This is a genomic window from Arthrobacter sp. MOO21, from assembly GCF_057369995.2.
Window position 1 is genome coordinate 3,481,549 of record NZ_CM170671.2, and the last position, 24,899, is coordinate 3,506,447.

The 24,899-nt window shown below is 65.1% G+C and carries 29 protein-coding genes and 1 riboswitch; of the genes, 19 read left to right on the forward strand and 10 right to left on the reverse strand.

Going from position 1 to position 24,899, the window contains the following annotated elements; genetic code table 11:
* Positions 1-187 precede the first annotated feature (187 nt).
* Both AC2JAJ_RS16155 and AC2JAJ_RS16160 read left to right on the forward strand, forming a co-directional pair.
* Positions 188-1,537, forward strand: coding sequence for an ammonium transporter (locus AC2JAJ_RS16155; RefSeq protein WP_486415180.1), 1,350 nt, complete (start codon positions 188-190; stop codon positions 1,535-1,537).
* A complete protein-coding gene (locus AC2JAJ_RS16160; RefSeq protein WP_043453189.1) occupies positions 1,534-1,872 on the forward strand; it encodes a P-II family nitrogen regulator in 339 nt (112 codons plus the stop codon). Before AC2JAJ_RS16155 ends, AC2JAJ_RS16160 begins: the two co-directional genes overlap by 4 nt.
* A 106-nt stretch (positions 1,873-1,978) precedes the next feature.
* Here AC2JAJ_RS16160 and AC2JAJ_RS16165 read toward each other — a convergent pair whose 3' ends face one another.
* Entirely contained in the window at positions 1,979-3,382 is a 1,404-nt protein-coding gene (locus tag AC2JAJ_RS16165) for a glucose-6-phosphate dehydrogenase (RefSeq protein ID WP_501053192.1), read from the reverse strand.
* 84 nt (positions 3,383-3,466) lie between these two features.
* On the opposite strand from AC2JAJ_RS16165, the gene ffh reads away from it, so the two are divergent.
* Both ffh and AC2JAJ_RS16175 read left to right on the forward strand, forming a co-directional pair.
* Positions 3,467-5,050, forward strand: coding sequence for a signal recognition particle protein (gene ffh, locus AC2JAJ_RS16170; RefSeq protein WP_486415179.1), 1,584 nt, complete (start codon positions 3,467-3,469; stop codon positions 5,048-5,050).
* Between the two features lie 103 nt (positions 5,051-5,153).
* A complete protein-coding gene (locus AC2JAJ_RS16175) occupies positions 5,154-5,888 on the forward strand; it encodes an alpha/beta fold hydrolase (protein WP_501053193.1) in 735 nt (244 codons plus the stop codon).
* Here the strand turns inward: AC2JAJ_RS16175 and thiC are convergent.
* The gene (thiC, locus tag AC2JAJ_RS16180) at positions 5,885-7,714 is read right to left on the reverse strand and encodes a phosphomethylpyrimidine synthase ThiC (RefSeq protein ID WP_486415178.1); all 1,830 of its coding nucleotides are present in this window, start codon (positions 7,712-7,714) and stop codon (positions 5,885-5,887) included. The genes AC2JAJ_RS16175 and thiC overlap by 4 nt on opposite strands.
* A riboswitch (TPP riboswitch) is annotated at positions 7,709-7,816 on the reverse strand. It overlaps the preceding gene by 6 nt.
* 92 nt (positions 7,817-7,908) lie before the next feature.
* Here thiC and AC2JAJ_RS16185 point away from each other — a divergent pair.
* The 13 genes from AC2JAJ_RS16185 (at position 7,909) to AC2JAJ_RS16245 (ending at position 16,716) form a co-directional block, all read left to right on the forward strand.
* Entirely contained in the window at positions 7,909-8,991 is a 1,083-nt protein-coding gene (locus AC2JAJ_RS16185; protein ID WP_486415177.1) for an amidohydrolase family protein, read from the forward strand.
* 99 nt (positions 8,992-9,090) lie between these two features.
* On the forward strand, positions 9,091-9,966 hold the full coding sequence (locus AC2JAJ_RS16190) for a VOC family protein (RefSeq protein WP_486415176.1): 876 nt from the start codon (positions 9,091-9,093) through the stop codon (positions 9,964-9,966).
* 106 nt (positions 9,967-10,072) lie between these two features.
* On the forward strand, positions 10,073-10,525 hold the full coding sequence (locus tag AC2JAJ_RS16195; RefSeq protein WP_473697007.1) for a hypothetical protein: 453 nt from the start codon (positions 10,073-10,075) through the stop codon (positions 10,523-10,525).
* A gap of 180 nt (positions 10,526-10,705) precedes the next feature.
* Positions 10,706-11,128: a 30S ribosomal protein S16 gene (gene rpsP / locus AC2JAJ_RS16200; RefSeq protein ID WP_056335390.1), complete on the forward strand. Its 423-nt coding sequence runs from the start codon at positions 10,706-10,708 to the stop codon at positions 11,126-11,128.
* A gap of 1 nt (position 11,129) precedes the next feature.
* Positions 11,130-11,372: an RNA-binding protein gene (locus tag AC2JAJ_RS16205; protein ID WP_013601399.1), complete on the forward strand. Its 243-nt coding sequence runs from the start codon at positions 11,130-11,132 to the stop codon at positions 11,370-11,372.
* A 99-nt stretch (positions 11,373-11,471) separates the two neighbouring features.
* Positions 11,472-12,017, forward strand: a complete 546-nt coding sequence (gene rimM / locus AC2JAJ_RS16210) for a ribosome maturation factor RimM (protein ID WP_486415175.1) — start codon at positions 11,472-11,474, stop codon at positions 12,015-12,017.
* Between the two features lies 1 nt (position 12,018).
* Entirely contained in the window at positions 12,019-12,831 is an 813-nt protein-coding gene (trmD, locus tag AC2JAJ_RS16215) for a tRNA (guanosine(37)-N1)-methyltransferase TrmD (protein WP_486415174.1), read from the forward strand.
* A 264-nt stretch (positions 12,832-13,095) separates the two neighbouring features.
* Positions 13,096-13,455, forward strand: a complete 360-nt coding sequence (rplS, locus tag AC2JAJ_RS16220) for a 50S ribosomal protein L19 (protein ID WP_221386880.1) — start codon at positions 13,096-13,098, stop codon at positions 13,453-13,455.
* Positions 13,456-13,537: 82 nt separating this feature from the next.
* Positions 13,538-14,215: a signal peptidase I gene (gene lepB, locus AC2JAJ_RS16225; protein WP_486415173.1), complete on the forward strand. Its 678-nt coding sequence runs from the start codon at positions 13,538-13,540 to the stop codon at positions 14,213-14,215.
* The gene (gene lepB / locus AC2JAJ_RS16230; RefSeq protein WP_486415172.1) at positions 14,216-15,037 is read left to right on the forward strand and encodes a signal peptidase I; all 822 of its coding nucleotides are present in this window, start codon (positions 14,216-14,218) and stop codon (positions 15,035-15,037) included.
* 176 nt (positions 15,038-15,213) lie between these two features.
* Positions 15,214-15,882: a ribonuclease HII gene (gene rnhB / locus AC2JAJ_RS16235; RefSeq protein WP_486415171.1), complete on the forward strand. Its 669-nt coding sequence runs from the start codon at positions 15,214-15,216 to the stop codon at positions 15,880-15,882.
* 49 nt (positions 15,883-15,931) lie between these two features.
* Positions 15,932-16,258: a DUF2469 domain-containing protein gene (locus AC2JAJ_RS16240; protein WP_221386884.1), complete on the forward strand. Its 327-nt coding sequence runs from the start codon at positions 15,932-15,934 to the stop codon at positions 16,256-16,258.
* 101 nt (positions 16,259-16,359) lie between these two features.
* A complete protein-coding gene (locus AC2JAJ_RS16245; RefSeq protein ID WP_221386885.1) occupies positions 16,360-16,716 on the forward strand; it encodes a YraN family protein in 357 nt (118 codons plus the stop codon).
* Positions 16,717-16,826: 110 nt separating this feature from the next.
* Here AC2JAJ_RS16245 and AC2JAJ_RS16250 read toward each other — a convergent pair whose 3' ends face one another.
* Positions 16,827-17,741, reverse strand: a complete 915-nt coding sequence (locus AC2JAJ_RS16250) for a hypothetical protein (RefSeq protein WP_501053194.1) — start codon at positions 17,739-17,741, stop codon at positions 16,827-16,829.
* 89 nt (positions 17,742-17,830) lie between these two features.
* Here AC2JAJ_RS16250 and AC2JAJ_RS16255 point away from each other — a divergent pair, with 89 nt between their 5' ends.
* The gene (locus tag AC2JAJ_RS16255) at positions 17,831-18,436 is read left to right on the forward strand and encodes an HIRAN domain-containing protein (protein ID WP_486415169.1); all 606 of its coding nucleotides are present in this window, start codon (positions 17,831-17,833) and stop codon (positions 18,434-18,436) included.
* Between the two features lie 113 nt (positions 18,437-18,549).
* On the forward strand, positions 18,550-19,059 hold the full coding sequence (locus tag AC2JAJ_RS16260; protein ID WP_486416783.1) for an HNH endonuclease: 510 nt from the start codon (positions 18,550-18,552) through the stop codon (positions 19,057-19,059).
* Between the two features lie 296 nt (positions 19,060-19,355).
* Here AC2JAJ_RS16260 and AC2JAJ_RS16265 read toward each other — a convergent pair whose 3' ends face one another.
* The 7 genes from AC2JAJ_RS16265 to AC2JAJ_RS16295 form a co-directional block, all read right to left on the reverse strand.
* A complete protein-coding gene (locus AC2JAJ_RS16265; protein ID WP_501053195.1) occupies positions 19,356-19,760 on the reverse strand; it encodes a hypothetical protein in 405 nt (134 codons plus the stop codon).
* 220 nt (positions 19,761-19,980) lie between these two features.
* On the reverse strand, positions 19,981-20,946 hold the full coding sequence (locus AC2JAJ_RS16270; protein WP_501053196.1) for a cutinase family protein: 966 nt from the start codon (positions 20,944-20,946) through the stop codon (positions 19,981-19,983).
* Between the two features lie 771 nt (positions 20,947-21,717).
* Positions 21,718-22,143: a hypothetical protein gene (locus AC2JAJ_RS16275; RefSeq protein ID WP_486415166.1), complete on the reverse strand. Its 426-nt coding sequence runs from the start codon at positions 22,141-22,143 to the stop codon at positions 21,718-21,720.
* Between the two features lie 85 nt (positions 22,144-22,228).
* Positions 22,229-22,492 (reverse strand): hypothetical protein, encoded by a 264-nt coding sequence (locus tag AC2JAJ_RS16280; protein WP_486415165.1) that lies wholly within the window; start codon positions 22,490-22,492, stop codon positions 22,229-22,231.
* A 25-nt stretch (positions 22,493-22,517) separates the two neighbouring features.
* Positions 22,518-23,168, reverse strand: a complete 651-nt coding sequence (locus AC2JAJ_RS16285; protein WP_486415164.1) for a hypothetical protein — start codon at positions 23,166-23,168, stop codon at positions 22,518-22,520.
* 58 nt (positions 23,169-23,226) lie between these two features.
* Entirely contained in the window at positions 23,227-23,424 is a 198-nt protein-coding gene (locus AC2JAJ_RS16290; RefSeq protein WP_501053197.1) for a hypothetical protein, read from the reverse strand.
* Between the two features lie 11 nt (positions 23,425-23,435).
* On the reverse strand, positions 23,436-24,209 hold the full coding sequence (locus AC2JAJ_RS16295; RefSeq protein WP_486415162.1) for a hypothetical protein: 774 nt from the start codon (positions 24,207-24,209) through the stop codon (positions 23,436-23,438).
* Between the last annotated feature and the right edge of the window lie 690 nt (positions 24,210-24,899).

Genomic DNA, 24,899 nt, shown 5'->3' on the forward strand with positions numbered 1-24,899 from the left:
CGCGAACGCAGAAACATAACCGTAACAAGGCGGATATGCACCATTTACTTCCTAGAGGTTGTTGTAACAGGCCGGCAATCTAAATCCTCCGCGGCCGAAACACGCCGCCGACACACTTCTTACAGGACGCAAAAAGGCGTTGGCAGGCGGAGCGATCCGCAAGATTCGATGAGAGAGGACGTGCACCATGGAACTTACCGCAGGTCACGTTTGGGTCATGGTGGCGGCAGCGCTCGTGCTGTTCATGACACCCGGTCTGGCATTTTTCTACGGCGGCATGACCCGCGCCAAGGCAGCCCTGAACATGATGATGATGAGCTTCATCTCCATCGGCATGGTCGGCGTTGTGTGGGTCCTCTGGGGAGCCTCCATGAGCTCCGGTGAAGGGTTCCTGGAAATCGTGGGCAACCCGTTCGCCACGTTCGGCCTTGAAGGAATCACCACCCCCGACGGGCTCATCAAGGTCGGCTACGCCGCCACCTTCGCCATCATCACGGTGGCACTGATCAGCGGCGCCATCGCCGACCGCGCCAAGTTCGGTGCCTGGTCCGTGTTCGTCCCCGTATGGGTCACCCTGGTGTACTGCCCGCTGGCCTACATGGTCTGGGGTGGCGGCTTGTTCGGCCCCGAAGGTGCCATCGGCAAGGCGCTCGGCCCCGCCATCGACTTCGCCGGCGGCACCGTTGTCCACATCAACGCCGGTGTGGCCGCGCTGATCCTCGTCCTCATCATTGGCAACCGCAAGGGCTTCGGCAAGGACCCCAACCACCGGCCGCACAACATCCCGTTCGTCATGCTCGGCGCGGCCATCCTGTGGTTTGGCTGGTTCGGTTTCAACGGCGGCGCTGCCACCACTGCTGAACAGGGCGGCCTGATCTGGATCAACACCCTGGCAGCCCCCGCCGCCGCCATGCTCGGCTGGCTCGTTACCGAACGCATCCGCGACGGCCACCCCACCTCCCTGGGCGCCGCATCCGGCGTCGTCGCAGGCCTCGTTGCCATCACCCCGGCCTGCGCCAACGTCAGCCCGGTCGGTGCCCTTGGCCTCGGCATCGTGGCCGGCGTGGCCTCCGCACTGGCTGTCGGCCTGAAGTTCCGCTGGGGCTTCGACGACTCCCTGGACGTCGTCGGCGTGCACCTGGTCTCCGGCATCATCGGCACCGTTGCCCTGGGCTTCATCGCCCTGCCCACCGACGGCGTGGGCGGCGGGCTCTTCTACGGCGGCGGCCTGGCCCAGCTGTGGGCCCAGCTCGCAGCAGCAGGCATCGCCATCGCCTACTCGGCGATCCTGACGGCCATCATCGCGCTGGCCATCCACAAGACCATGGGCTTCCGGGTCTCGCAGGAACAGGAAACGGTGGGTGTGGACCTCAGCCTGCACGCCGAGACCGCCTACGAATTCGGCCTCAGCGGCCACGGCGGAAGCTTCCAGCCGCTGCACGACATGATCACCGGCAAGACCCAGGCGGAATCCGCCCCGGCAGCCGGTGCACAGAAGAGCCAGTCAGCAACAGGTAAGGAAAGCGTGGGGGCATGAAACTGATCACCGCAATCGTCAGGCCGGAAAAGCTCGAAGCCATCCGGGAAGGACTGGAAGCCTACGGCGTACAGGGCCTGACGGTCAGCGCAGCCAGCGGCTACGGACGGCAGCGAGGCTACACCGAGGTTTACCGGGGAGCGGAATACAACGTGGACCTGCTGCCCAAGATCCGGGTGGAAGTCCTGGCCACCGACGAACAGGCGGATGACATCCTGGACGTCATCATCGCCAGTTCCAACACCGGCCGGGCGGGCGACGGCAAGGTCTGGACCATCGATGTCCACGAGGCAGTGCGGGTCCGCACCGGCGAACGCGGAGTGGCTGCGATCTAGGCAGGCCCCTGCGCCGCGAGGCACAGACAGGACGGGCGGGAACCGAAAGGTTCCCGCCCGTCCTGTCTGCCGTTAAATGGTGCCTTTGCCGCCCTGGCCGGAAGGCTCAGCCCTTGCCCCGGTTGGTGGGCCACGATGCGGGCCCGGCAGAGCCGGCGTCGTACTCTTCCAACGGCACCTCGCCCTGGTCCCACGCCTTTAGCACCGGTTCCACGATGCGCCAGCAGTCCTCGGCGGTGTCGCCGCGCACGGACAGCAGCGGGTCGCCGGCCAGCACACCTTCCAGAACCTCGCCGTAGGGGAGCAGGTCGGAGGCGCTCAATTCCGCTTCCAGGGTGACCCGGCCCAGGCTGAAGATGTTCCCCGGGCCGTTGACGTCGACGTCGAACGCCAGGGTGTCCGGGCCGAAACCGATCCGCAGCTGGTTGGGGGAGTCCACGCCCGTGAAGCCTTGTGGAAGGTGGGGCACCGGAAGGAAGGTGACCACCGCTTCCTTGCGTTTGTCACCGAGGGCCTTGCCGGACCGCAGGATGAACGGCACGCCCTTCCACCGCCAGTTGTCGATGCCCACCTGGATCTCTGCCAGGGTCTCGGTCTCCCGGCCGGCATCCACGCCCTCCTCTTTCGCATAGTCGGGCACGTCCTTGCCTCCCACGGTCCCGGCCGTGTACCGCGCCCGCCGCGTCGTCTTCGTGAAGGGGGCGCCCACGCTGCTGGCCCGCAGGACAGCCGAGACCGCATCCCGCAGGTCGCGCTCGCCGATGGTGGCCGGCGGCTCGATGGCCATCAGCGCCATGACCTGCAGGAGGTGGCTTTGGATCATGTCGCGGAGGGCACCGGCGTCGTCGTAGTACCGGGCCCTGCCTTCCAGGGCCAGGTCCTCATCGAAGAAGATCTCCACCTTTTGCACGTGCTGCCGGTTCCACACCGGTTCCAGGAAGTTGTTTGCGAACCGCAGCCCCAGGATGTTCAGGACGGTGGCCTTGCCCAGGAAATGGTCCACGCGGTGGATGTGCTCCTCCGGGACCAGTCGCGCCAGGGTCTGGTTCAGGGAACGGGCTGATTCCTCGCTCGAGCCGAACGGCTTCTCCATCACCAGGCGGGTGCCTTCCGGCACGTCCTCCGGCCGGAGCACCTCGCAGGCCTGCTGGCTAATTCGCGGCGGAAGGGCAAAGTAGACCGCTACCGGCCCCGGCAGGTCCGCGAGCAGCCGCGCCAGCGCCCCCTGGGCCGTAACGTCCACCTGGTGGTAGACGGTGTCCTTCTGCAGCCTTTCCAAGGCTTCTTTACCGGACTTGTCCGCGCCACCGGCCGCCGCTGCCGACGACGACTGGACCCGCTCCCGCCATTGTTCCGGCGTCCACGGGTCCGAGCCGGCCCCCACCAGGCTGAGGCCCTCCGCACGGCCCGCCGCGACCAGGCGTGCCAGGCCGGGCAGCAGCAACCGTCCGGTGAGGTCGCCTGAGGCGCCCAGGATGAGCAGGGTCTTCACAGTTGTTTGGCTCGTCATTGGGCCAGCATGCCACCTACCGTGCCCGACTTGATACCCTAGATAGTCGAGTCCCGATCATCTCCTGAAAGAAGTTCACGGCGCGTGTTCAATTCACTCTCTGACCGGTTGACAGCAACCTTCAAGAATCTCCGCGGCAAGGGCCGCCTCACGGAGGCCGATGTCGATGCCACCGTCCGGGAGATCCGCCGTGCCCTCCTGGACGCCGACGTCGCAGTTCCGGTCGTCCGCGAATTCACCGCGCGGGTGCGCGAACGCGCGCTCGGCGCCGAGGTCTCGGCAGCGCTGAACCCCAGCCAGCAGATCGTCAAGATCGTTAATGAGGAACTCGTGGAGATCCTCGGCGGCGAGACCCGGCGCATCCGCCTGGCCAAGAGCGGCCCCACCATCATCATGCTCGCCGGCCTCCAGGGCGCGGGCAAGACCACCCTTGCGGGCAAGCTGTCGAAGTGGCTGAAGGCCCAGGGCCACAGCCCCATGCTGGTGGCCTGCGACCTCCAGCGCCCCAACGCCGTCACCCAGCTGCAGGTGGTGGGCCAGCGCGCCGGCGTTCCGGTCTTCGCCCCGCACCCCGGAGCCACCTCCCAGGAGCTGGACCAGCCCGCCGGCGACCCGGTCGCCGTTGCACGCGCCGGCGTCGAGGAAGCCCGCCAGAAGCTGCACGACGTCGTCATCGTTGACACCGCCGGACGCCTGGGCGTGGATGCGGACATGATGGAACAGGCCCGCCAGATCCGCCGCGCCATCGTCCCCAACGAAGTCCTCTTCGTCATCGACTCCATGATCGGCCAGGACGCCGTCAACACGGCCCTCGCCTTCGACGAAGGCGTCAACTTCACCGGCATCGTGCTGTCCAAGCTCGACGGCGACGCCCGCGGCGGTGCCGCGCTGTCCGTCGCATCGGTCACCGGCAAGCCCGTCATGTTCGCCTCCACGGGCGAGGGGCTGGATGATTTCGAACTCTTCCACCCGGACCGGATGGCCTCGCGCATCCTGGACATGGGCGACATCCTCACGCTCATCGAGCAGGCGGAGAAGGCCTGGGACAAGGATGAAGCTGCCCGGATGGCGAAGAAGTTCGCCGACCAGGAGGACTTCACCCTCGAGGACTTCCTGGCCCAGATGCAGCAGATCCGCAACATGGGCTCGATGAAGAAGATGCTCATGATGATGCCGGGTGCGCAGAACATCCGCCAGCAGCTGGAGCAGTTCGATGAACGCGAAATCGACCGCGTCGAGGCAATCGTCCGCTCCATGACCCCGCATGAGCGGCTGGCACCGAAGATCATCAACGGCTCCCGCCGCGCCCGCATCGCCCGCGGCTCCGGCGTCCACGTCTCCGAGGTCAACGGCCTGCTGGAACGCTTCGCCCAGGCCCAGAAGATGATGAAGAAGATGGCGCAGGGCGGCATGCCGGGAATGCCGGGAATGCCAGGCATGCCCGGCGCCGGCGGCGGTGCCCGGAAGAACGCCAAGAACGCCCCGAAGAAGAAGGCCAAGTCCGGCAACCCGGCGAAGGCCGCGCAGGAGCGCAAGGAAGCGGAAGCCCGGCGTGCCAACGCTGCCAAGGCACTGCCCACCGGGGCAGCCTTCGGCCAGCAGGGCGGCGACTTCGACCCTTCGCAGCTGAACCTGCCCAAGGGGTTCGACAAGTTCCTCGGCAAGTAGCCCCGAGACCCAGCTAGGTAGCGCCAGGTGTCGTTTTGACGGTTCAAAACGACACCTGGCGCTACTCACTTAAGATGACGGCGCCGTGGAATAGGGTTGGGACATGTTCAAGCAAAGGGTAGTGTTCGTGCACGGCGCCGGAAGCTTCGGTGCCGCTGCCTGGCCGCGCCAGCACGGCATGGCACTGTCCTACGACGCCTTGTTCCTGCGCCGGCACGGCTACGATGCGGCCACCGAGCCCCTGGCCTCCTCCTTCGCCGAGGACACCGCCATCGTGCTGCGGTCCCTGGCCGACGACGGGCGGGGAGCCGCCGGGGGACACGTCGTGGCACACGCCCAGGGAGCCATCGCTGCGATGATGGCCGCCGTTGAACGCCCCGACCTCGTCTATTCCTTAACCCTGGTGGAGCCGGCGTGCCTCTCCCTGACCGCCGAACTGCCGGCCACGGGCGCGCACATCAGCCTGATGCAGCCCCTCTTTGAGGTCCGGCACCAGCTCAGTGACGAGGACTTCCAGCGTGAGTTCGTGCGCCGGGTCTACGCCACGGACCTGCAGCAGCCCGCCACCGCCGAGGAGAAGCGGTCTGCCCGCCGGCTCCGGCTCCAGGCGCCGTCCTGGGAGGCGCCGCTGCACATTGTCCCGGGCGTTCCCACCCTGGTCCTGACCGGCGGCTGGGAGCCGCTGTACGAAGAGATTGCCGGCTACCTGCGGGAGACCGGTGCCCTGCACCGCGTTGCAGCGGGCGGGCACCGGCCCCATGATTCGCCGGACGGGGACCGGGCCATCCGGCAGTTCATCAGCCAGGTCAGTCGAAGCCAGACTGCCCGGGCGTCCTAGCTGCCCGCGGGGACCTGCAGCTCGGGCAGGTAGACCTTTCCGCCGGACGCCAGGAATTCCTGGCTCTTTTCGCGCATTCCGGACGCCATTTCCGCCAGCGCGGCCTGCGAGTCGGCTGAACCGTACTCGTCCCGGATGTCCTGGCTGATCCGCATCGAGCAGAACTTCGGCCCGCACATGGAGCAGAAGTGGGCCGTTTTGGCGGGTTCCGCCGGAAGGGTCTCATCGTGGAACGCCTCGGCGGTCTCCGGGTCCAGGGACAGCGCGAACTGGTCGCGCCACCGGAACTCGAAGCGGGCCTTGGACAAGGCGTCATCGCGTTCGTGCGCGCCGGGGTGCCCCTTGGCCAGGTCCGCGGCGTGGGCCGCGATCTTGTAGGTGATGACGCCCGTCTTCACGTCGTCCTTGTTGGGCAGGCCCAGGTGTTCCTTCGGGGTGACGTAGCAGAGCATCGCCGTGCCGTACCGCGCGATCTCCGTCGCGCCGATGGCCGAGGTGATGTGGTCGTAGCCGGGGGCAACATCGGTCACCAGCGGCCCCAGCGTGTAGAACGGGGCCCCCTTGCAGAGTTCCTGCTGGCGCTCCACGTTCTCCCGGACGAGGTGGAACGGAACGTGGCCAGGGCCTTCCACCATCACCTGGACGTCGTATTCCCAGGCCCGCTGGGTCAGCTCCGCCAGGGTGTCCAGTTCCGCGAACTGGGCGGCGTCGTTGGCATCGGCGGTGGCGCCGGGGCGCAGGCCGTCGCCCAGGGAGAAGGCGACGTCGTACTTGGCGAAGATTTCGCACAGCTCATCAAAGTGCGTGTACAGGAAGTTCTCCTGGTGGTGTGCCAGGCACCAGCCGGCCATGATGGAGCCGCCGCGCGAGACGATCCCGGTGACGCGGTTGGCGGTCAGCGGCACGTACCGCAGCAGCACCCCGGCGTGGATGGTCATGTAGTCCACGCCTTGCTCGCACTGTTCGATGACGGTGTCGCGGAAGATCTCCCAGGTGAGGGCGTTGGCTTCGCCATTGACCTTTTCCAGGGCCTGGTAGATGGGCACGGTGCCGATCGGTACGGGGGAGTTGCGGATGATCCACTCCCTCGTGGTGTGGATGTCGTCACCGGTGGAGAGGTCCATGACGGTGTCGGCGCCCCACTGGGTGGCCCACTGCAGCTTGTCCACCTCTTCGGCGATGGAACTGGTGACTGCCGAGTTGCCGATGTTGGCGTTGATCTTCACCAGGAAGGCCTTGCCGATGATCATCGGTTCGGATTCCGGGTGGTTGATGTTGCTTGGGATGATGGCGCGGCCGGCCGCCACCTCGCTGCGGACCAGTTCGACGTCGCAGTTTTCGCGCAGCGCGACGAACCGCATTTCGGGGGTGATGATGCCCTTCCGGGCATAGTGCATCTGCGTCACCGTGCGGCCTTCGACGGCGCGGCGGGGCACCGGCTGCGCGCCCTTCCACTCCGCAGAGGCGGCGCCGCGGCGCATCGCCGAGCGGCCGTCGTCGAGCAGGTTCCGCTCCCTGCCGCTGTAGGCCTCGGTGTCCCCGCGCTCCGCGATCCACTGCTCCCGGAAGGGCTGCAGGCCGCGTACCGGATCACTGCCGGGTCCTGCTGTCCGGTAGGTCCGGAAGGGCGCGTTCGGCTGGCCGTTCGGCGAGTCCTCCAGCGCAATTTCCGTCACCGGAACGCGGATCCCGTTCCCCGGGTCTTCGATGAACGCCAGCGAATGCGACTTCAGGGACTGGGTCACCTGGGGACCGGATTCTTCTCCCGCCAGCGCTGCTTCGGACGGAATCGGGGCAGGGTTCAACTGGGTGTTTTGTGTACTCAAGGAATACTCACTTCCTTCGCCGGCATTACCCGGACAGGTTCAACGGTCGCAGGCTGCATCAGCCCGATCTCAGCCCCTGCAGGGGCACCCGTGTGGTCAGGAACGAAGCTACCACACGCCCCGCAGGGACAAACGCGGCGAGCCCTGTAACATTCGCCGGTGCTAGCCTGTGCGGGCAGCGAAAGGAAGTCCGGATGCCAGAAGTAATCGAGTTCAGCGGTCCCGTCCTGACCAGGCCGGAGACCATGGAGCACGGGCTCTGGTCGGTGGACGGGCGTCTCACGTTCAGCCGCCCTGCAGCACCGCCGGGCAGGATCCTCGCCGGGTGGGTCCTGCCGGGATTCGCGGATGCGCACTGCCATATCGGTCTGGGTCCAGGCGGGCCGGTCGATTCCGCCACCGCTGAAGAACAGGCCCGGGCAGACCTCAACGCCGGCACGCTCCTGGTCCGGGATGCGGGTTCACCCGCGGACACGCGCTGGATGCAGGGCGGCCGGGACTTTCCGGTCCTTATCCGTGCCGGCCGGCACGTCGCGCGGACGCGCCGCTACCTGCGCGGTTTCGCGGAGGAGGTTGAGCCGGGCGGACTCGTTGAGGCTGTCCGCAAGCAGGCGCGCGACGGCGACGGCTGGGTCAAACTGGTGGGGGACTGGATCGACCGGGGCATCGGTGACCTGGCCCCGTGCTTTCCCGCCGCCGTCGTCCGCGATGCCGTGCAGGCGGCCCATGACGAAGGCGCGAGGGTGACGGCGCACTGTTTTGCCGAGGACACCCTGGACCAGATGCTGGACGCCGGAATCGACTGCATCGAGCACGCCACAGGGCTCCTGCCCCGCCACCTGCCGCGCTTCGCCGAGCAGGGCGTACCGATCGTGCCCACCCTCATCAACATCGCGACATTCCCCGACATTGCCGCACAGGCTGAGCCGAAGTTTCCGCGCTACGCCGCGCATATGCGGGCGCTGTGGGAACGCCGGTCCGAACGGGTGGGGGAGGCCTACGAAGCGGGCGTCCGGATCTTCGCCGGGACTGACGCCGGCAGCGTGATCGGACACGGGCGGATCGCGGATGAGATCCTTGCCCTGCACGCCGCGGGCCTGCCCATGGCCGCCGCCCTGGACGCCTCCTGCTGGTCGGCCCGCGCCTGGCTGGGAGCCGACAGCATTGCCGAAGGTGCCCGGGCCGACGTCGTGGTGTGCCGGGAAGACCCGCGGATGGTTCCGGAGACGATCAGGGTGCTGGCCCACGTGGTGCTGGGCGGGCGCGTCATCCGCTGAGCGGAAATCTTCGGCCGGCACTTGGAATAAATTGAAGCTTCAAGTAATTTTAATAAGTGGCCGTCACATCCGGAGGGCCTCCATCACAGGGAGCATTCAATGACCACAGAAGCCGCCACCCAGGACCTTCTTCCCGCCGACCTTGCCATGGGCACCGTCATGCTCAAAGTGGGCGACATGAAGGTCATGACCGACTACTACCAGCGGGCCCTCGGCCTCGACGTCGTCGCCGAGCAGGACGGGGGCATCTACCTCGGCCGCCTGCAGAAGCCGCTGGTGCACCTGGCGCCCGCCCCGGGGCTGAACCTTCCAGGCAGGGGTGAAGCCGGCCTCTTCCACACCGCTCTGCTGTTCGAGGATCAGGCCTCGCTCGCGGCCACCATCGCCACAGCCGCCCAGTACGAGCCGCGGGCCTTCACCGGCAGTGCCGACCACCTCGTCAGCGAGGCCTTCTACTTCACCGACCCCGAGGGCAACGGCATCGAACTCTACTGGGACAGGCCCCGCAGCAACTGGTCCTGGAACGGCACCGACGTCGTCATGGACAGCCTGGCGCTGCCTCCCCAGCGGTACCTAGAACAGCACCTCACCGAGGAGTCGCTCGAAGGCCAGCGCACCGCCGCCGCCGGCGTCGGGCACGTGCACCTGCAGGTGGGCGACGTCCAGACCGCGCGGGACTTCTACGTCGGAACCCTCGGGTTCGAAAAAACCGCAGGCTGGCACGGCCAGGCTTTGTTCGTCTCCGCGGGCCGGTACCACCACCATATGGCCATGAACGTCTGGAACAGCCGCGGCGCCGGCCCCCGCAAGGACACGCTCGGCCTGGGCGAGGTTCTCATCGAAGTTCCCACCGGGGACGACGTCGCGGCGCTGGCCGACCGCCTCAAGGTCGCCGGGGTGCCGGCGCACCACACCGGCGCCGAACTGCGCTTCGAGGATCCGTGGCGCAACAGGCTCCGGGTGGCGGTCCGCTAGGGCAGCGCGTGCGCACGGCCGCCGGCAGCTACTAGGCTGATGCCGTACGCCCGGGGCCCCAAAGGTGCCCGGAACGCAGCTTTGCCGACGGAAGAAGGGCACACCCATGGGCTTCACCGAGATCTTTGTCGCCACCCATGACGCAGCGCTGAAGCGCGCCGGCGTCCTCGACGAGGGCCGCGCCGGGGCTGCCGCGGCTCCCGCAGGCGGGGCGGTGCGGATCCAGGGGATCAGCGATTTCGAAGTGGAACAGCTGGGGGACCTCGCCGGGACTGCCGTCCATGCCGGCGGGGCCGACTATGAGCTGACCATGGTGGATGTGGCCAGCGACTCGCTCCTGGCGGTGCCGCCCGCCATGGTCCGCGCCCTGGCGGACCTGCTCACCTACGAGACGGAGGGTGAGGGCAACGTCCTTGACGACGTCGCGGAACAGTGGGCGGGCCAGGAGGACATGCCCTTCGGCGCCGCCCAGGCCCGGACCTACGTCCAGCAGCTGGCGGAACTTGCCGCCGGCATCGATGATTCCGAGCGCACCGGGCTGTACGTCTGGTCGGCCTGACCCGTGTGACCGGGCCAAGTCGAAATAACGCCACTGATCTGGCACAATGGACAGGTACTCGATCCGCGCGGCCCCTCTCTCCGTGTCCGGATCCTGTCCTTCGAGCCCGCAAGTACGGCCCGCCCCACGGGTGCAGAAAGCCGGGTTCACCCCTTTTCTGAAACAGGAGTGACCACAAAAGTGGCCGTAAAGATTCGCCTTAAGCGCTTCGGCAAGATGCGCGCCCCGTACTACCGCATCGTCGTCGCGGACTCACGCACCAAGCGTGACGGCCGTGCCATCGAAGAGATCGGCAAGTACCACCCCACCGAAGAGCCCTCATACATCGAGGTCAACTCCGAGCGTGCACAGTACTGGCTGTCCGTCGGCGCCCAGCCGTCCGAGCAGGTCGCCGCGATCCTGAAGATCACCGGTGACTGGCAGAAGTTCAAGGGCCTGCCGGGCCAGGAAGGCACCCTCAAGACCAAGGTCGAGAAGGAAGCCTTCGTTGCCCCCGAGAAGGGCTCCGTCATCATCCCGGAAGCCATCACCAAGAAGGCTTCCAAGTCTGACGCTGCCGAGGCCCCGGCCGACGCCGAAGCTGAGACCACCGAGGCTGAGTAGATTGCTGGCAGAAGCGCTGGAGCACCTGGTCCGGGGAATCGTCGATTCCCCGGATGACGTCAAGGTCAGTTCGAAGAGCAACCGCCGCGGGGATACCCTCGAGGTGCGTGTTCATCAGGACGACCTGGGACGGGTGATTGGCCGCCAGGGCCGCACCGCCCGCGCACTGCGCACGGTGGTGGCAGCGCTGGCCGGCGGCGAACCGGTCCGGGTCGACGTCGTCGACACCGACCGCCGCCGCTGAGCGCACGGCAACACCAGCTTTTGCTCCGGCCCCTCCACCTGCAGGTGGAGGGGCCGGAGTTCTTTTATACAAACACCACAATCGGGAACAGGGGAACACATGCAGCTTCAGGTGGCGCGGATCGGCAAGCCGCACGGAATTCGCGGGGAAGTCACGGTCCAGGTCCTGACCGACGCCCCTGAGGACCGTTTCGTGCCGGGAACGCAGTTGGTGCTGGAGCCTGCGGCGTCCGGTCCCTTGACGGTAAGCAGTGCGCGGTGGAACAAGGACATCCTGCTGCTCGGCTTTGCGGAAGTGGCGGACCGCAACCGGGCGGAGACGCTCCGCGGGGCCAAGCTCTTCATCGAAACCGAGGAGCTTGACGAGGACGACGACGAGGGCTGGTACGAGCATGAACTGGTCGGACTGGAGGCCCGGGTCGGGTCGCAGGTGGTGGGCAAGGTAACGGCGCTGAACACGATGCCGGTCCAGGACCTGCTCACGGTCACCACCCCCGGCGGCGAAGAGGTCCTCATCCCGTTCGTGGAACAGATCGTGCCCGAAGTGAACATCGGGGAAGGCTTTGTCCTGCTCACCCCGCCGGACGGACTCTTCGAACTGAATTCCGAGCAAGCCGCCGCCGGCGATACGGAAGGCAGGGACTAAGGTGCGGATCGACGTCGTCAGCATCTTTCCCGAGTACCTGGCGCCCCTTGAACTCTCGCTGATCGGCAAGGCCCGCCAGGACGGAATCCTGGACCTGCAGGTGCACGACCTCCGCAGCTTCACCACGGACAGGCACCGCACCGTTGACGACACACCCTATGGCGGTGGTGCCGGGATGGTCATGAAGCCGGAGCCGTGGGCGCAGGCACTCTCCGCCGTGGCGGAGGGGCAGCAGGACGCGGAGGGCAAACCCGTCCTGATCGTGCCGTCGCCGGCAGGGGAGCGGTTCACCCAGGCCCTCGCCTACGAACTGGCCGAGGAACAGCACCTGGTATTCGCCTGCGGCCGTTACGAAGGCATCGACGAGCGGGTAATCGAATGGGCGCAGGAGCACTTCACCGTGCGCCCCGTCAGCCTGGGTGACTATGTGCTCAACGGCGGGGAAGTGGCTGTCCTGGCGATGGTGGAGGCCATCGGGCGCCTCCTCCCGGGAGTGGTGGGCAACCCCGAGTCCCTGGTCGAGGAGTCGCATTCCGACGGGCTCCTTGAGTACCCCGTATACACAAAACCTTCCGTCTGGCGCGACCGGGAAGTGCCGGCCGTGCTGCTCAGCGGCAACCACGGGAAGATCGCCCAGTGGCGACGCCACGAACAGTACCGGCGGACGGCGGAGCGCCGCCCCGACCTGCTGCAGGAGTTCGACGCCGGCAGCCTCCCGCGTGCCGACCGCACCGCACTGCAGGACCTGGGTTACGACATCGTGGACGGCCGGCTGGTGCGCCGGCCTGGGACGGCCAACCGGGAACAGGGCTGACGGCTCCCGCTCCGTCCCCGGTCCGCACTGCTGCCGGATTGGCTGTTGCCGGACCACTGTGGCAAAATTAGACCTTGTGTCTGCTGGGTCCGCACCCGCCACAGGGGGTAGCGCGGCCAACAGCAAGGCAACCGGCCCCGTCAAGCATTGAAGCGGCCGGACCATTCAACTTTCGGCGGCAGTTGCCGGTGTGCTTTCGAGCAGCCGGGCCTGGCCGCCGTGACCCAAAGTGAATGACCTGTGGCGTTCACCAGGAGTGCAATCATGCATATTCTCGACTCTGTCGATGCAGCCTCGCTGCGCAACGATGTTCCCGAGTTCCGCGCGGGCGACACCCTCAAGGTGCACGTGAACATCATCGAAGGCAAGAACACCCGTGTCCAGGTCTTCCAGGGCTTCGTCCTGGGCCGCCAGGGCGACGGCGTGCGCGAGACCTTCACGGTCCGCAAGGTCTCCTTCGGTGTGGGTGTGGAGCGTACCTTCCCGGTCCACTCCCCGATCATCGAAAAGATCGAGGTTGTCACCAAGGGCGACGTCCGCCGCGCGAAGCTGTACTACATGCGCGCACTGCGTGGCAAGGCCGCGAAGATCAAGGAAAAGCGCGACTTCACCGCCGCCAAGTAAGTCCTTTCGGACCCGCACACATCTGGAACGCGGCCGTGCCGGCAAGCGCCGGAGCAATGCACCAGCGCCAGGATTACGGACCATGGACCAGACAAAACGCCAGCCCCGCAGCGTGGGCTGGCGTTTTGCGTTCCTGGCGCTTGTCCTGGCCATCGCGGCCAGCGGGCTGGTCCGCTCGCTGTGGCTGGACGTGTACTTCATTCCGTCGGAATCCATGGAGCCGCTCCTGGAAGGGGGCGACCGGATCCTGGTCTCCCGGACCGGCTTCCAGGGTGAACCGGTCCGCCGCGGGGACATCGTTGTCTTCGACGGGCGGGGAACGTTTGCCCCGCTGAACAGCGGCAAGGGCCCCCTGGTGGACGCTGCCGCCGCCGTTACCCAGTGGCTGGGACTGACCGGAAGCGACACAACCTACGTCAAACGCGTCATCGGAGTTCCAGGTGACACCGTGGCCTGCTGCGACGCCGGAGGGAAAGTGACCGTCAACGGGGCACCGCTCGACGAGCCATACATCTTCCCCGGAGACAGCCCCAGCACGCAAAAGTTCACCGCCGTGGTGCCGGAGGGCCGGCTGTGGCTGATGGGGGACCACCGGTCTGTCTCCGCCGACTCCCGCAGCCTTCTCGGCGCCCCTGGCGGGGGCCTGGTGCCACTGGACCGGGTGATTGGCCGGCCGGTCCAGATCCTCTGGCCCCTTGATAGATTTGCTCCAGTATCCCGGCCGCCCGCAGCGGGGTCGACGACAGAGAACGGACGGTAAATGCCCGAGAACCACGCGCCGAATCCCGAGCCCCGCCACGACGGCGCTTCGGAGGTCCCGGCCGTTCCGGCCCCCGACGCGCCCGCTGCAGCTCCAGCCGCACCGGTGCACGCGAAAAGCCGGTCCGCCGCCAAGGTTGAAGGCAAATCCGCAGGCAACCCCCTGCTGGGGTGGCTGAAGGAGATTGCCACGGTGGTGGTCATCGCGGTGGTGCTGTCCTTCCTCATCAAGACCTTCCTGTTCCGGGCCTTCTTCATACCGTCCGAGTCCATGGTGAACACCCTGGACGTGGACGACCGCATCTTCGTCAACCTGCTGGTTCCCGAACCGTTCGCGCTCAGCCGCGGCGACGTGGTGGTATTCCGGGACACCAAGGGCTGGCTGCCGCCCGCCCCGGCGAAGACGGAGGGACCCTTTACGTGGGTCCAGGACGGACTCACTTTCGTCGGGCTCCTGCCCGACAATTCGGAGCAGCACCTGGTGAAGCGGGTTATCGGCCTGCCCGGCGACCACGTCGTGTGCTGTGATGCCGGCGGTAAACTGACTATCAATGGCGCGGCAGTCGACGAGGCCTACATCAATCCCGCCGAAGTACCGCAGGTCCGCAACTTTGACGTCACCGTCCCGGAAGGCAAGGTATGGGTGATGGGCGACAACCGCAACCACTCCGCTGACTCCCGGGCGCACATGGAGACCGACGGCGGATTCGTTGACCTCAAGGACCTCGAAGGCAAAGCCGCCGTCATCGCCTGGCCTTTGAACAGGATCAAGACCCTGGACAACTACCCGGACGTGTTCAGGAACGTCCCGGCTGCGCGCTGACCATGTCCTCCGCCGTAGAGACGGAACCTGCAGGGGCCGATGCCCTGCAGGTTCCACCGAAAAAAGCCCCGGCAACAAGGGCTTCGGCAAAGACTCGGTCCGGTTCGTCCAGGGCGTCCGCAAGCACCGGGAAGGCGCCCACGCTGAGGCACGAGCGCTCCTTCAAGGCCCAGGGCGTGCGCTTCCTGGCCGGGGTGGACGAGGTGGGCCGGGGTGCCCTCGCAGGCCCGGTCAGCGTGGGCATCGCCGTCGTGGACCTCGAACGCCAAAAACCGCTGCCCGGCGTCCGGGACAGCAAGCTCCTCAGCCCTGCCGAACGGGAACGGTTGGAGCCGCTGGTACGCCGCTGGAGCGTCGCCTCGGCCGTGGGCCATGCCAGCGCCCAGGAGATCGACGCCCTGGGAATCATCGCAGCCCTCCGGCTTGCCGGTACACGTGCCTGGCGGAGCATCCTGGCCGCTGGTGTCCTGCCGGAACTGGTGCTCCTGGACGGGAGCCACAACTGGCTCTCCCCGGCGGAGCAGCCGTCCTTGTTCGACCAGCCCGCGCCTGAGGCAGACTGCAATGCTCCGGTCCACACGAGGATCAAGGCGGACATGCAGTGCCTGAGCGTCGCCGCCGCGAGTGTCATTGCCAAGGTGGAGCGCGACCACCACATGCGGGAGCTTCACCAGGAATACCCCGAGTATGGCTGGGACATCAACAAGGGGTACGCCACCGCGGCGCACCGGGATGTCCTGCGGGCGGCCGGCGCCACCCCCTACCACCGGGTCAGCTGGCGGCTGCTCGGCGGGGAACTGCAGGACGCAGACGATCCCGACGCGGACAGCCCGGGCGAAGACTGAGTCCCTGTGCCCGGCGCCAGCCATGCCGGACATGGTGCAAGATGGAAGCATGAGTGCTGAGGATCTTGAGAACTATGAAACCGACATGGAGCTTCAGCTCTATCGTGAGTACCGCGACGTCGTCGGCCTGTTCAGCTACGTTGTCGAGACCGAGCGGCGCTTCTACCTCGCGAACCACGTGGACCTCCAGGCACGCAGCGCCGACGGCGAAGTCTATTTCGACCTGACCCTCCAGGATGCCTGGGTCTGGGATGTTTACCGCTCGGCCCGGTTCGTCAAAAGCGTCCGGGTCCTGACGTACAAAGACGTCAACGTCGAGGAGTTGCCCCGCAACGAGGAACTGGCCCTGCCCAAGGACGTGGACCTGGGCAACTAGGCCCGCCCTGACCCTCCCTCCACACCCGGTCCTGTCCACATACGGCAGGATCCGGGTGCCCTCCGCTGCCACGCTCCCGCAGGCTGGTTGCGGAGGTGGAAATGAAATCGAAGGACCTTTTGGGCCGCCGCGGGGAAGACCTCGCAGCCGGCCATCTTGAAGCCCTTGGCATGCTCGTCGTCGAGCGTAACTGGCGCTGCAGCGAGGGCGAGATCGACATTGTGGCCCTCGACGGCGACGCCCTCGTCATTGCCGAGGTGAAAACCCGCCGGTCGCTGGACTACGGCCATCCGTTCGAGGCGGTGGGCCCGGAGAAACTCGCCCGTCTGCACAGGCTCGGTGCCGCATGGTGCCGCGACCGGGAACTGCGGATGCCCTTGCGCCGCGTGGACGTCATCGCCGTGGTGGACGACGGCGGCGGGGAGCCCACGCTGGAACACCTCAAGGGGGTGGGGTGATGGCACTGGGAAGGACCTATTCCATCGCCCTGGTCGGCCTGAACGGCTACATGGTGGAAGTGGAGGCAGACATTGGCCAGACGATGTCAAGTAAAAGACACATCAAATTATTAGCCGAGAACGGCTTTCGACACGGCGTTGCCAATCACGGCGAGGACGAGGGCTACGACGACTGAGCCGATTGCGGCTAACATTCGTTTTCCACGCGAACTTTTCCCGCTCTCCACTACTTCGAAAGCTGGAATGAGCCTCCGCGTTAAAAAGACAGCGCCAAATGAGAGAGCGGGCGCTACCCATCCGATAGCAGAAGTTATGGTGCTTTGGACCGTTGGGGAGAACTTATGCGATGGCATTGACCATATGGCTATCGTGTCCGCCAGGAACCACAAGGCCACGCCAAACATGATGATGTAAGTGATGTAAAGAAAAATTGCATTCCGAAGGAAGGGCCATCTAGGAACCTGTTTTTTGATCTCGTCGGATAGTTCCGAAAAAGCGGCGATGGACCATTGCGAGTCAGTGGACGATGCTCGTGCGTAAATACCGTCCTTGCGGTCGGCCCGAATCGTAATCGTGTGGTTAGGAATGCTGCCGCTCGGAGCCGAAAACTCCAGCGCGTTTATGTGGCGACCGTCTAGATATTCCACCAGTTCCGTAGCGGTACCCGTTACAGACCGGCGCTCATCTTCGCGGCCGGTAACTGTTAGGTCTATGCGGCCCGCGTTGCCCGCCTCCACTTCGGCGTCTTCGAGGGACTTCTGCCGGTCTTCAACTTCAGCCACGACTTCCGCCAATCGAGACGCGGCGTCGATGGAATTGGATGCCTTTGTTTCCAGAACCGTTAGTAAAGACTTCTTTGAGGCCAGCGCCTGACGAGGGTATTTTGTTGAGGTGACGATGTGATCTTCGAGGAGCGGCTCGTACTGCCTTTGCACGAGTCGGAGAATCCTCTCCAAATCTGTGGCTGAGCCTGCCCACATGGGCCATTGTTTGCTCTTGGTGACGCTTTCCGGAAGTGAGGCCATTACTTTAGATTACCTAGGTTCCGGTCGGCTGTGAGCCAATGAGAACGTCGCCGCGCCGGGAGGCAGAATCAGCGATGTAGGCTTCCGGCATGGGGATGATTCAGAAGTTCATGACAGCTTTTCGCGGCGAAGGTGGGGTAACCACGGCGACGGAAGTGCGCCAAACGGCGTCGCCGGTCCCGGAGGTTTCAGCACCGGCGAAGGAAGCCATCAGCGAGGCGCTCCCGTCGCCGGGGCCGCAAGCGCCGCCGCAGGTGGTCGAGCCACGGGCCGAGGCAGAAAATGGAGTCGAGACCAGACCTGCGGGGGTAAGGAAAGTCATGCTCGACGAGGCGGACCTTTCGGTACTTGACCTCCGCGAGCTACCGTCCAGCCGCTTCCGAATCGTCGGCTCGGCGTACTGGGTCACCGACTCCGGCCGCTACAAGCATGGGGGGACTGAGTATTTGCTCATCCGTGAGCCGAAGAACAAGTGGGACGCCAATGCCGTCGCCGTGTACGGCAAGGGGCGCAAAATCGGTCACCTGACGGAAGCGAAGGCCGCTGCCCTGGCTCCCATCTTTGACGAGCTCGGATTCGGCGCCTACCGAGTCGGCGGCACGGCGCCAGCGCCGAACTCGATCCGCATGTGGGTGGACCTTCCTGCCATTCCGAAGCTTAGGTCGTTTGCCAAGACGGTAGGAAAGGCGGAGTAGTGCCCCGGCCCCCAAGACCGCCCTTTCGTGAGCAGGTGGTTTGCAACGGGTGCGGGATCGAGTTTGAGTCCCACCAGAGGAGCCGCGACTACTGCTCGAACCTTTGCGGGATCATGAGGCGGGGGGCGGCCAGCTCGTTGGGTTTCTGCTACGGATGCGGAGTTTATCGCCGGGCAGAGGCCACTGAGGCGGGCCAGTCGCGGGCAGATTTTGTAAAGGAACACCAGGTTTGCCGTCGAACACTTCTGGACAAGAGGGGACGGTCAGATAATTGCCGATGCGCCGAGTGCAAGCGCCGGAAAGGTATCACAGATGTTCTGTCAGTCCCGCCTTCTGCCCGTAAGCGAGGATCATCTAGTGGTCACAGCAAGCATAGAAAGTTGGTACTGGAACGGGACAACTATGTTTGCCAAATTTGCGGGCTCCCTACCGATCCCAACGCCAGGTTATCCGACGACAGGTACCCGACGCTGGACCACATTGCGTCCATTGCTGTGTTCGGACGAGACGACGATCCGGAGAACCTCAGGACCGCCCACCGATGGTGCAACATCATGCTCGGGGACGGGATGTATGCTGACGCCGAAGCTGTCGGTGCCGCTGCGAGGACGAGGTTTAGCTAGTGCGGAGGGCTTCGGTTACGCGTGAGTGGTCGAGGCGGACGCGATAACATGGGCCGTCAAGCATTTGAAATAGCCAAAGGGGAAGAAATGGCGGGGAGTCGGACCTGTTCGTGGTGCGGAGTTTCGGGGCACGACAGGAGGTCATGCTCTGTATCGCAGTTCGCTGGGGCGTGCAGCGTGTGTAACTACCACGGGCACGACAAGCGGAACTGCCCTGCTAAATAGCTGCAGATCGTGAAAAGCCCCTCCCTTACTCTGTGCTAGGGGAGGGGCATCTTCGTTCATGGGCGATTTGACTATTTCTTGAAGTAGGCCAGATAGGACTCGACTTCCTGAGATTTGTTGGGGCAGAAGTAGGCAACGGTGAGCCGGACGCCGTCGGGGCCGCCTCCGGTCTTGTTGCCGCCGATGGAGCGCACGGATACCCCCAGGTTGTCCCCGGTTTGGTCGCAAATTTCCTTTTTCATGTAATCAGCGAACCGCTGGACACTGTCAGGAACGACGCCGAGAGCGGCGAGGTCTGCGGCATAGGAGCCTGTCGTCTTGACGGGAGGGGGTGTCGGCGTCGGCGTGACCGTGACCGTCTTCGTGACAGTTGGAGTCGGCGCCGGGGCCGTGCTGGTTGTTGCTGGGTTTGCGCTTTCGGCGGCGCCGCCGCAGCCGGACAAAACTGCGACGAGTGAAAGAGCGGCAGCGCTCATGACAAGCTTTTTCATGGTTCCCCCAGTTGCAAAGACAGGTTGTTTCTGCACCCTATCTGGGAAATGGAAAAAGGCCTCCCTCGCGGCCCGAGTGTGACTATCGGGGCTCGGAGAAGGGCCTTCTTCATTCCTGATTGCTATGACAAAAGATGAACTTAACGGTGTAGGCTGCCACTTTCCCTATGGATTGTGCCCCCGGGGGTCGTGGCTCCCGCCTCTGTCAGTGGAAATAGTGCCCGATGAGCCACCTCGACAGACTTTGTGCAGCCGATTGGGGAATTCCTGCCGCAACATAGGACGTGTGTATGCTCACATTTGTATTAGGAAAATCGCACACTGGGTCTCCTCCACGGCAATAGGAATGCATGAAATGTTTTGTTTCCTGTTGAGGAGTCCAAACAACGGCGACACTTCCGAAAATTCCGCCGTGACCTGACCTAGTGAAAGTGCCGATGTCCAAGCTGTAGGCGGGGACTTGGGTTTGCTGCGAAGCATCGAAAAGTGGATCTGCGAACAACACAAGACCATCAAGGCGTCCTCGCCAAGTGTCGAGCCCGCCGTTGCCCGCATAGTTGTTCCACACCATGTGCATCACGTTGGCGCCTTCAGAGTATCCGGCAATGATCACGTGCTCCGATTGGCATCCGTGCAAATGATCATAGAGGTAATGTTCAGCGAAGAGCGTTCCCCATTCGACGCTCTGGGCGTAGACGGACCCGTGGTAGTTCTGCGGATCTGCAACTTCCCCGCTCTTGTCTGCAGGGTACGGGTCTGCCCAATACCGAACGTCGACGCCGGGCAGCGATCTTTGCAAATCTGTGACAAACCTATTGAGTTCCCCACCCAGGCCGTTGTCGTTTGAGAATGGGTTCTCGCCCATGCCTCGGGCGGCGATAACCCGTACCTGGGCGCACCCGTCTGACGGCTGGTTGACGACAGGCGGCGCCGGTGCTGGTGGCGGTGGCGCCGGTGCTGGTGGGGGCGGTGCCACCGTGCCGCACTGCGGGATGCCGGGTGTGTAGCTTCCATTCAGCCCGGTTGTCGACGTGTAGTAGTCAGTGATGTACCAGCCATTGGTTAGCTGGTCCCAGACGTCTGTAGGCGTTCCGGGCAGACCTACGCCGACCAGTGACCCCTTGGTCTGACAAGCAATGTCAATGGCTTGCCCGTTGTAGAGCTTGCCCACGATCGAGTATCCCGTGCCGGGGCCTGAGCGTGCATTGACGCCAAGGGAGCCAACTACAACGTGGTAGCCGGTGACCGCTTGCGCCGGAACGGCGGACAGGACCGCGCCGACGAAGGCAAGAGCTGCAACGCAGGCGGCCCACCCTGTCATTCGGCCTCGCCTATGTATTGTCCCACCGCTCCTCGGGAGAAGTTCTAGGTGGGTAGGCCCGCGAAACGGGCGCTTTCGTTCGTGCATTGAGAGAACTTTCTATGAGCGTCCCCCGCGGGTAGCCACTGGCCGCCAGACACGGCAGAGCCTCTCGGTGGCTTGCGAATCACCTGCAAAGCGGCGCGGCTAATTTCAGGCGCGTTTGCTTAGCGCCGCCTCCTCCTGCAAACAGAGGGCTAAGACCAAGGACTGAGTCTCCCGTGGGATGAGATTGCTATAGTCGGCCTACCTTCGTCAATGGAGGTACCCCCCCCTTTGCGTACCCCTAAGGAGGCGGCCCAGGGACTCGTCTCCCTAGGGGGATTTGCAGCTTTGGCACTGAAGACGACTGAAATGATTGCCGACGCTTTAATTGCGGAGTCCGGTGGGAAACAGCCGGAATTAGAGCTTGTTAAAAGCGCGAGGAAGTGCGTTTTTACTAAAAGGCCCAGACCCGCGCGCGGTGGCGAACGCTATGCCCCTTCGGTGAGAGAGAAAGGGGTAGGGGGAGGGGTGGCCCAGGGGGTAGGTGGGCGCCGTCGCCGTGAAGGTTCGGGCGCCCCAGGCCGGGTCAGCTCGGCGTCAGGCTTCGGCGAGGATCTTGTACTTATGGGTTAGCCGCTCGAAGGCGTCGCACCTAAGACGCGGCATTGACGCGGCGACGATCTTCTCGACTTGGTCGGGCGTGCCGTTGAGGATCTGCTTCAGGTCGTCGGCGCTCTGCTCTGCGTGCTCGATCGTCAGGGCTGCGAGCTCGGCCATAGTGATTGACGGGCGCGGGTCATATCCGTACTTCATACGAAGTTCCTCGGTTGCCTGTTTGCGGGCGTTGCTCAGAGCATGGGTCCGTCGCTCGTCCGGCGCCAACCTGATCCATTGAGCAGCGGTGAGGTCGCCGCGAACGCCACGCGGGCATTCCTCGGGTGACAGTTCGATGAAGCGCTCTGCCGCGTACATCTTCGACTTGACGATCCGTCCATGGTCGCGCCTGTAGTCACGTTCTCTCATGGGGGTGGGGTTTCCTTTCGGTTGCGGGGACGCCGAGAGCCCGCCTCGTTGTGGTACGGGGCAGGCTCTCCGGCGTGAACGTTGGTTAGGTGCTGGGGCCGCCGAAGGGGCCGGAGCGAACGGTGCGGGCGATAGCCGCGGGGTCGAAGCCGCCTTCGCCAGCGTCCTTCAGGTCTTCGGCCTGTTGAGCGCGGACGACCTCGTAAAGATCCTCGGGGCGCTTTCCTTCGGCGTTGGCCCGGTCGATGAAGGGGCGCTGGTCGCGGTCGGAGAGATCGCGGAAGTTCTCCGGCAAGGGGCTAGCCCGGAGGGTTTTCCGGACGAGGTCGGCGACGATGTTGTAGTTCATGGGTTCCTTTCGGGGCGGTGGTTGGTTAGAGCTTCGGGAAGGGCAGGATGCGATCGAGGACGAGCTTCAGGTCGCGGGAAAGCTGGTCCTGCTCGGCGACGCGGCGGGTCGTGACGGCGGGGAGTGCCGCGTCGGAGACGCCGGGGAAGGGCTGACCGGCGAGTGCCCAGTACCGCTCACGCTTGGCGAGGGCCTCGGTCAGCGCGGCGGCGAGCTCTTGCACTTCCGCGTCCTTGTCCTTGGCGCGTTGGCGGAAGGTGCTGCGGGCTTCGGGGAGGCGGGTGAACGCCTCGACGAGGTAGTCAAGGAGGGCACGCTTGGCCTTGGCGCTGAGGACTTCGAGCGCCTTCTCGATCTCCCTGACGCGGTTCTGAAGGCGAACGCCTTCCGGGTCGCTGAAGACGAGGCCGAGGTTGGGGTCGTTCGTGTGAACGGCGTCCTCGTGATTCTTGTGCTCGGTGCGGCGTGCGCGGGCTTTGGTGAGCTCGGCGGACAGCTTGGCGGCTTCAGGCTTGAACGCCTCGAAGGCTTCGAGGGCCTCGGCGACGTCGGGGTAAATCTCGGCCAACGCCGGATCAGGCATGGAGCCTCCGGTGAAGTAAGCGCCCCCGCCGCCTCCGGCGTGAACGTCGCGGCTGATCATGGAGCGGAGGGTGGAGCGGTCGATGGTGGTCAAGGTGCTTGGTCCTATCTGTGAGGGGTGGCGCCAGGTGCGCCGGGGAGGGGTGGGGTGGTTACTTGCGGGCGCCGGGAGCGACTTCTTCAAAGGCTTCTAGACGGGCTTCCAGGGCCTTGGCGCGGGCTCGCCAGAAGGCGTGATTGTGGGCGTGGTAGAAGAGGCTCTCTCGTAGGTGAGCGACGGCTTTCTCGGCGCTGAGGGCCTTCGGTAGCTGGGGGCTGCCGATCGAGTAGCGGTAGTAGGTCGGGAACACTGGGGTGCCTTTCATGTTGAGGGGACGAGATAGACGCGGGCGGAGCCGTTAGTGCCTCGGCGCCGAGGCCCGAGGAGCTCGTCGGCGGCGGCGTAGAAGATCCGCTGGCGCGGGATGCGGTAGCTGCCGCCGTCTTCGCGCTCTTCCTCGCCGTCGACGAATGACTCGATGGTGTCGGCGCACTCTTCGTAGAGCTCGTGGGCCACGATGCGGGAGCCGGGGGCGGGGCGGTCGTCCGGATAGCCGAGGTAGTTTTCCAGCCACTCGCGGGCGCTTGCCATTTCGTCGGCCTCGACGCGCTCGCGGTGGGCGGCGACGTGCTCGGCTGCGGTCTTGGCGGGGCCTCGCGGGGCGCGTTCCTTGGCGGGTCGCCATGCCGGGAGGAGGCGCCGAAGGTGGGTGACAGCGTCGGCGAAGTAGGCGGCTCGGCGGTCGGGTGTGGCTTCAGCGAGGAAGAACCGGAAGTCTTTGTAGGGGCGGCCCGCAGTACTTTCCGCTGGGAGGGCCTCCAGTGCCGCTAGGAGGCTCTCGGAGAGTTCGCCCTGGTGAATGGGCGTGGGTTTTTCGGCACTTCCTAGGGGCCGTGTAAGGATCGCCGAGCCGGAGCGGTAAGCCTCGACGCGGGCGAGGAGCCAGGGGAGGGCATAGGTCTGGGCGAGGAGCCGTGGACCGGGGATCTCCAGCGATACGCCGGACTCGGTCTTCAGTTTTACGGGCTTTTCGGCGGGGTGGGAGTAAAGGCGTCCGTCGCGGAGGGCGGCGAGGGCGGCTTCTTGCGGGTTCATGACTGCGAGTTCCTTTCGGTTGGTGGGCAGGCCGGTGACGGCCCAGATGGAGGGAAAAGTTTGGGGAGCATGGGGAGTGGCTCAAACCTGAAAGGTGACGTTTCTGCGTCTTTTACTGATTACTTTTTCGAGCACTCACTCTCTCGATGAAGTAATAGGAGGAGTGACGAAAAGCGTCACCTTTCACGTTTGAGCCACTCTCCGGCTTCTCCTCGGTGATTACGCCGGAAGCGAGGGCAACGGGGCGGCGCCCGCCTCCGGCGCTTGCGTTTACACGCTTTCGAGCGGGCGTGCCTGGCACGGCACCCGCAGAGCAGGGGTTCCAAGGGAGAGGTCGGCCAGTCGGGACCGATTGCTCAGTCGGCGCTGAAAAACTTCTCTCACAAGAGAAGTGCGCCAATCAGTCCCGAGTGCTCATTCGGCGCCGAATGAGTTTTCTCCTCAACATAGGAGTCCGCCAGAAGGAGTGTTTCTGCTCAGAATGAGGGCCACGAATATGGAAAAGAGGCCCGCCAGCGGTAGCCGGGGGCCTCTCTCGGGGTCACTCGTCATTGGTCGGGTCGTGTAAACGCTCCTCCTCGGCGCGGACGGTGCGCTCGGCGTCGGCGCGGAGCCAGCGCTTCCAGTCTTCCTCGCCGGGTTGGTAGCTGAGCTCGAAGGGCTGGCCGCTGCCGTATATACGGTCGCGGG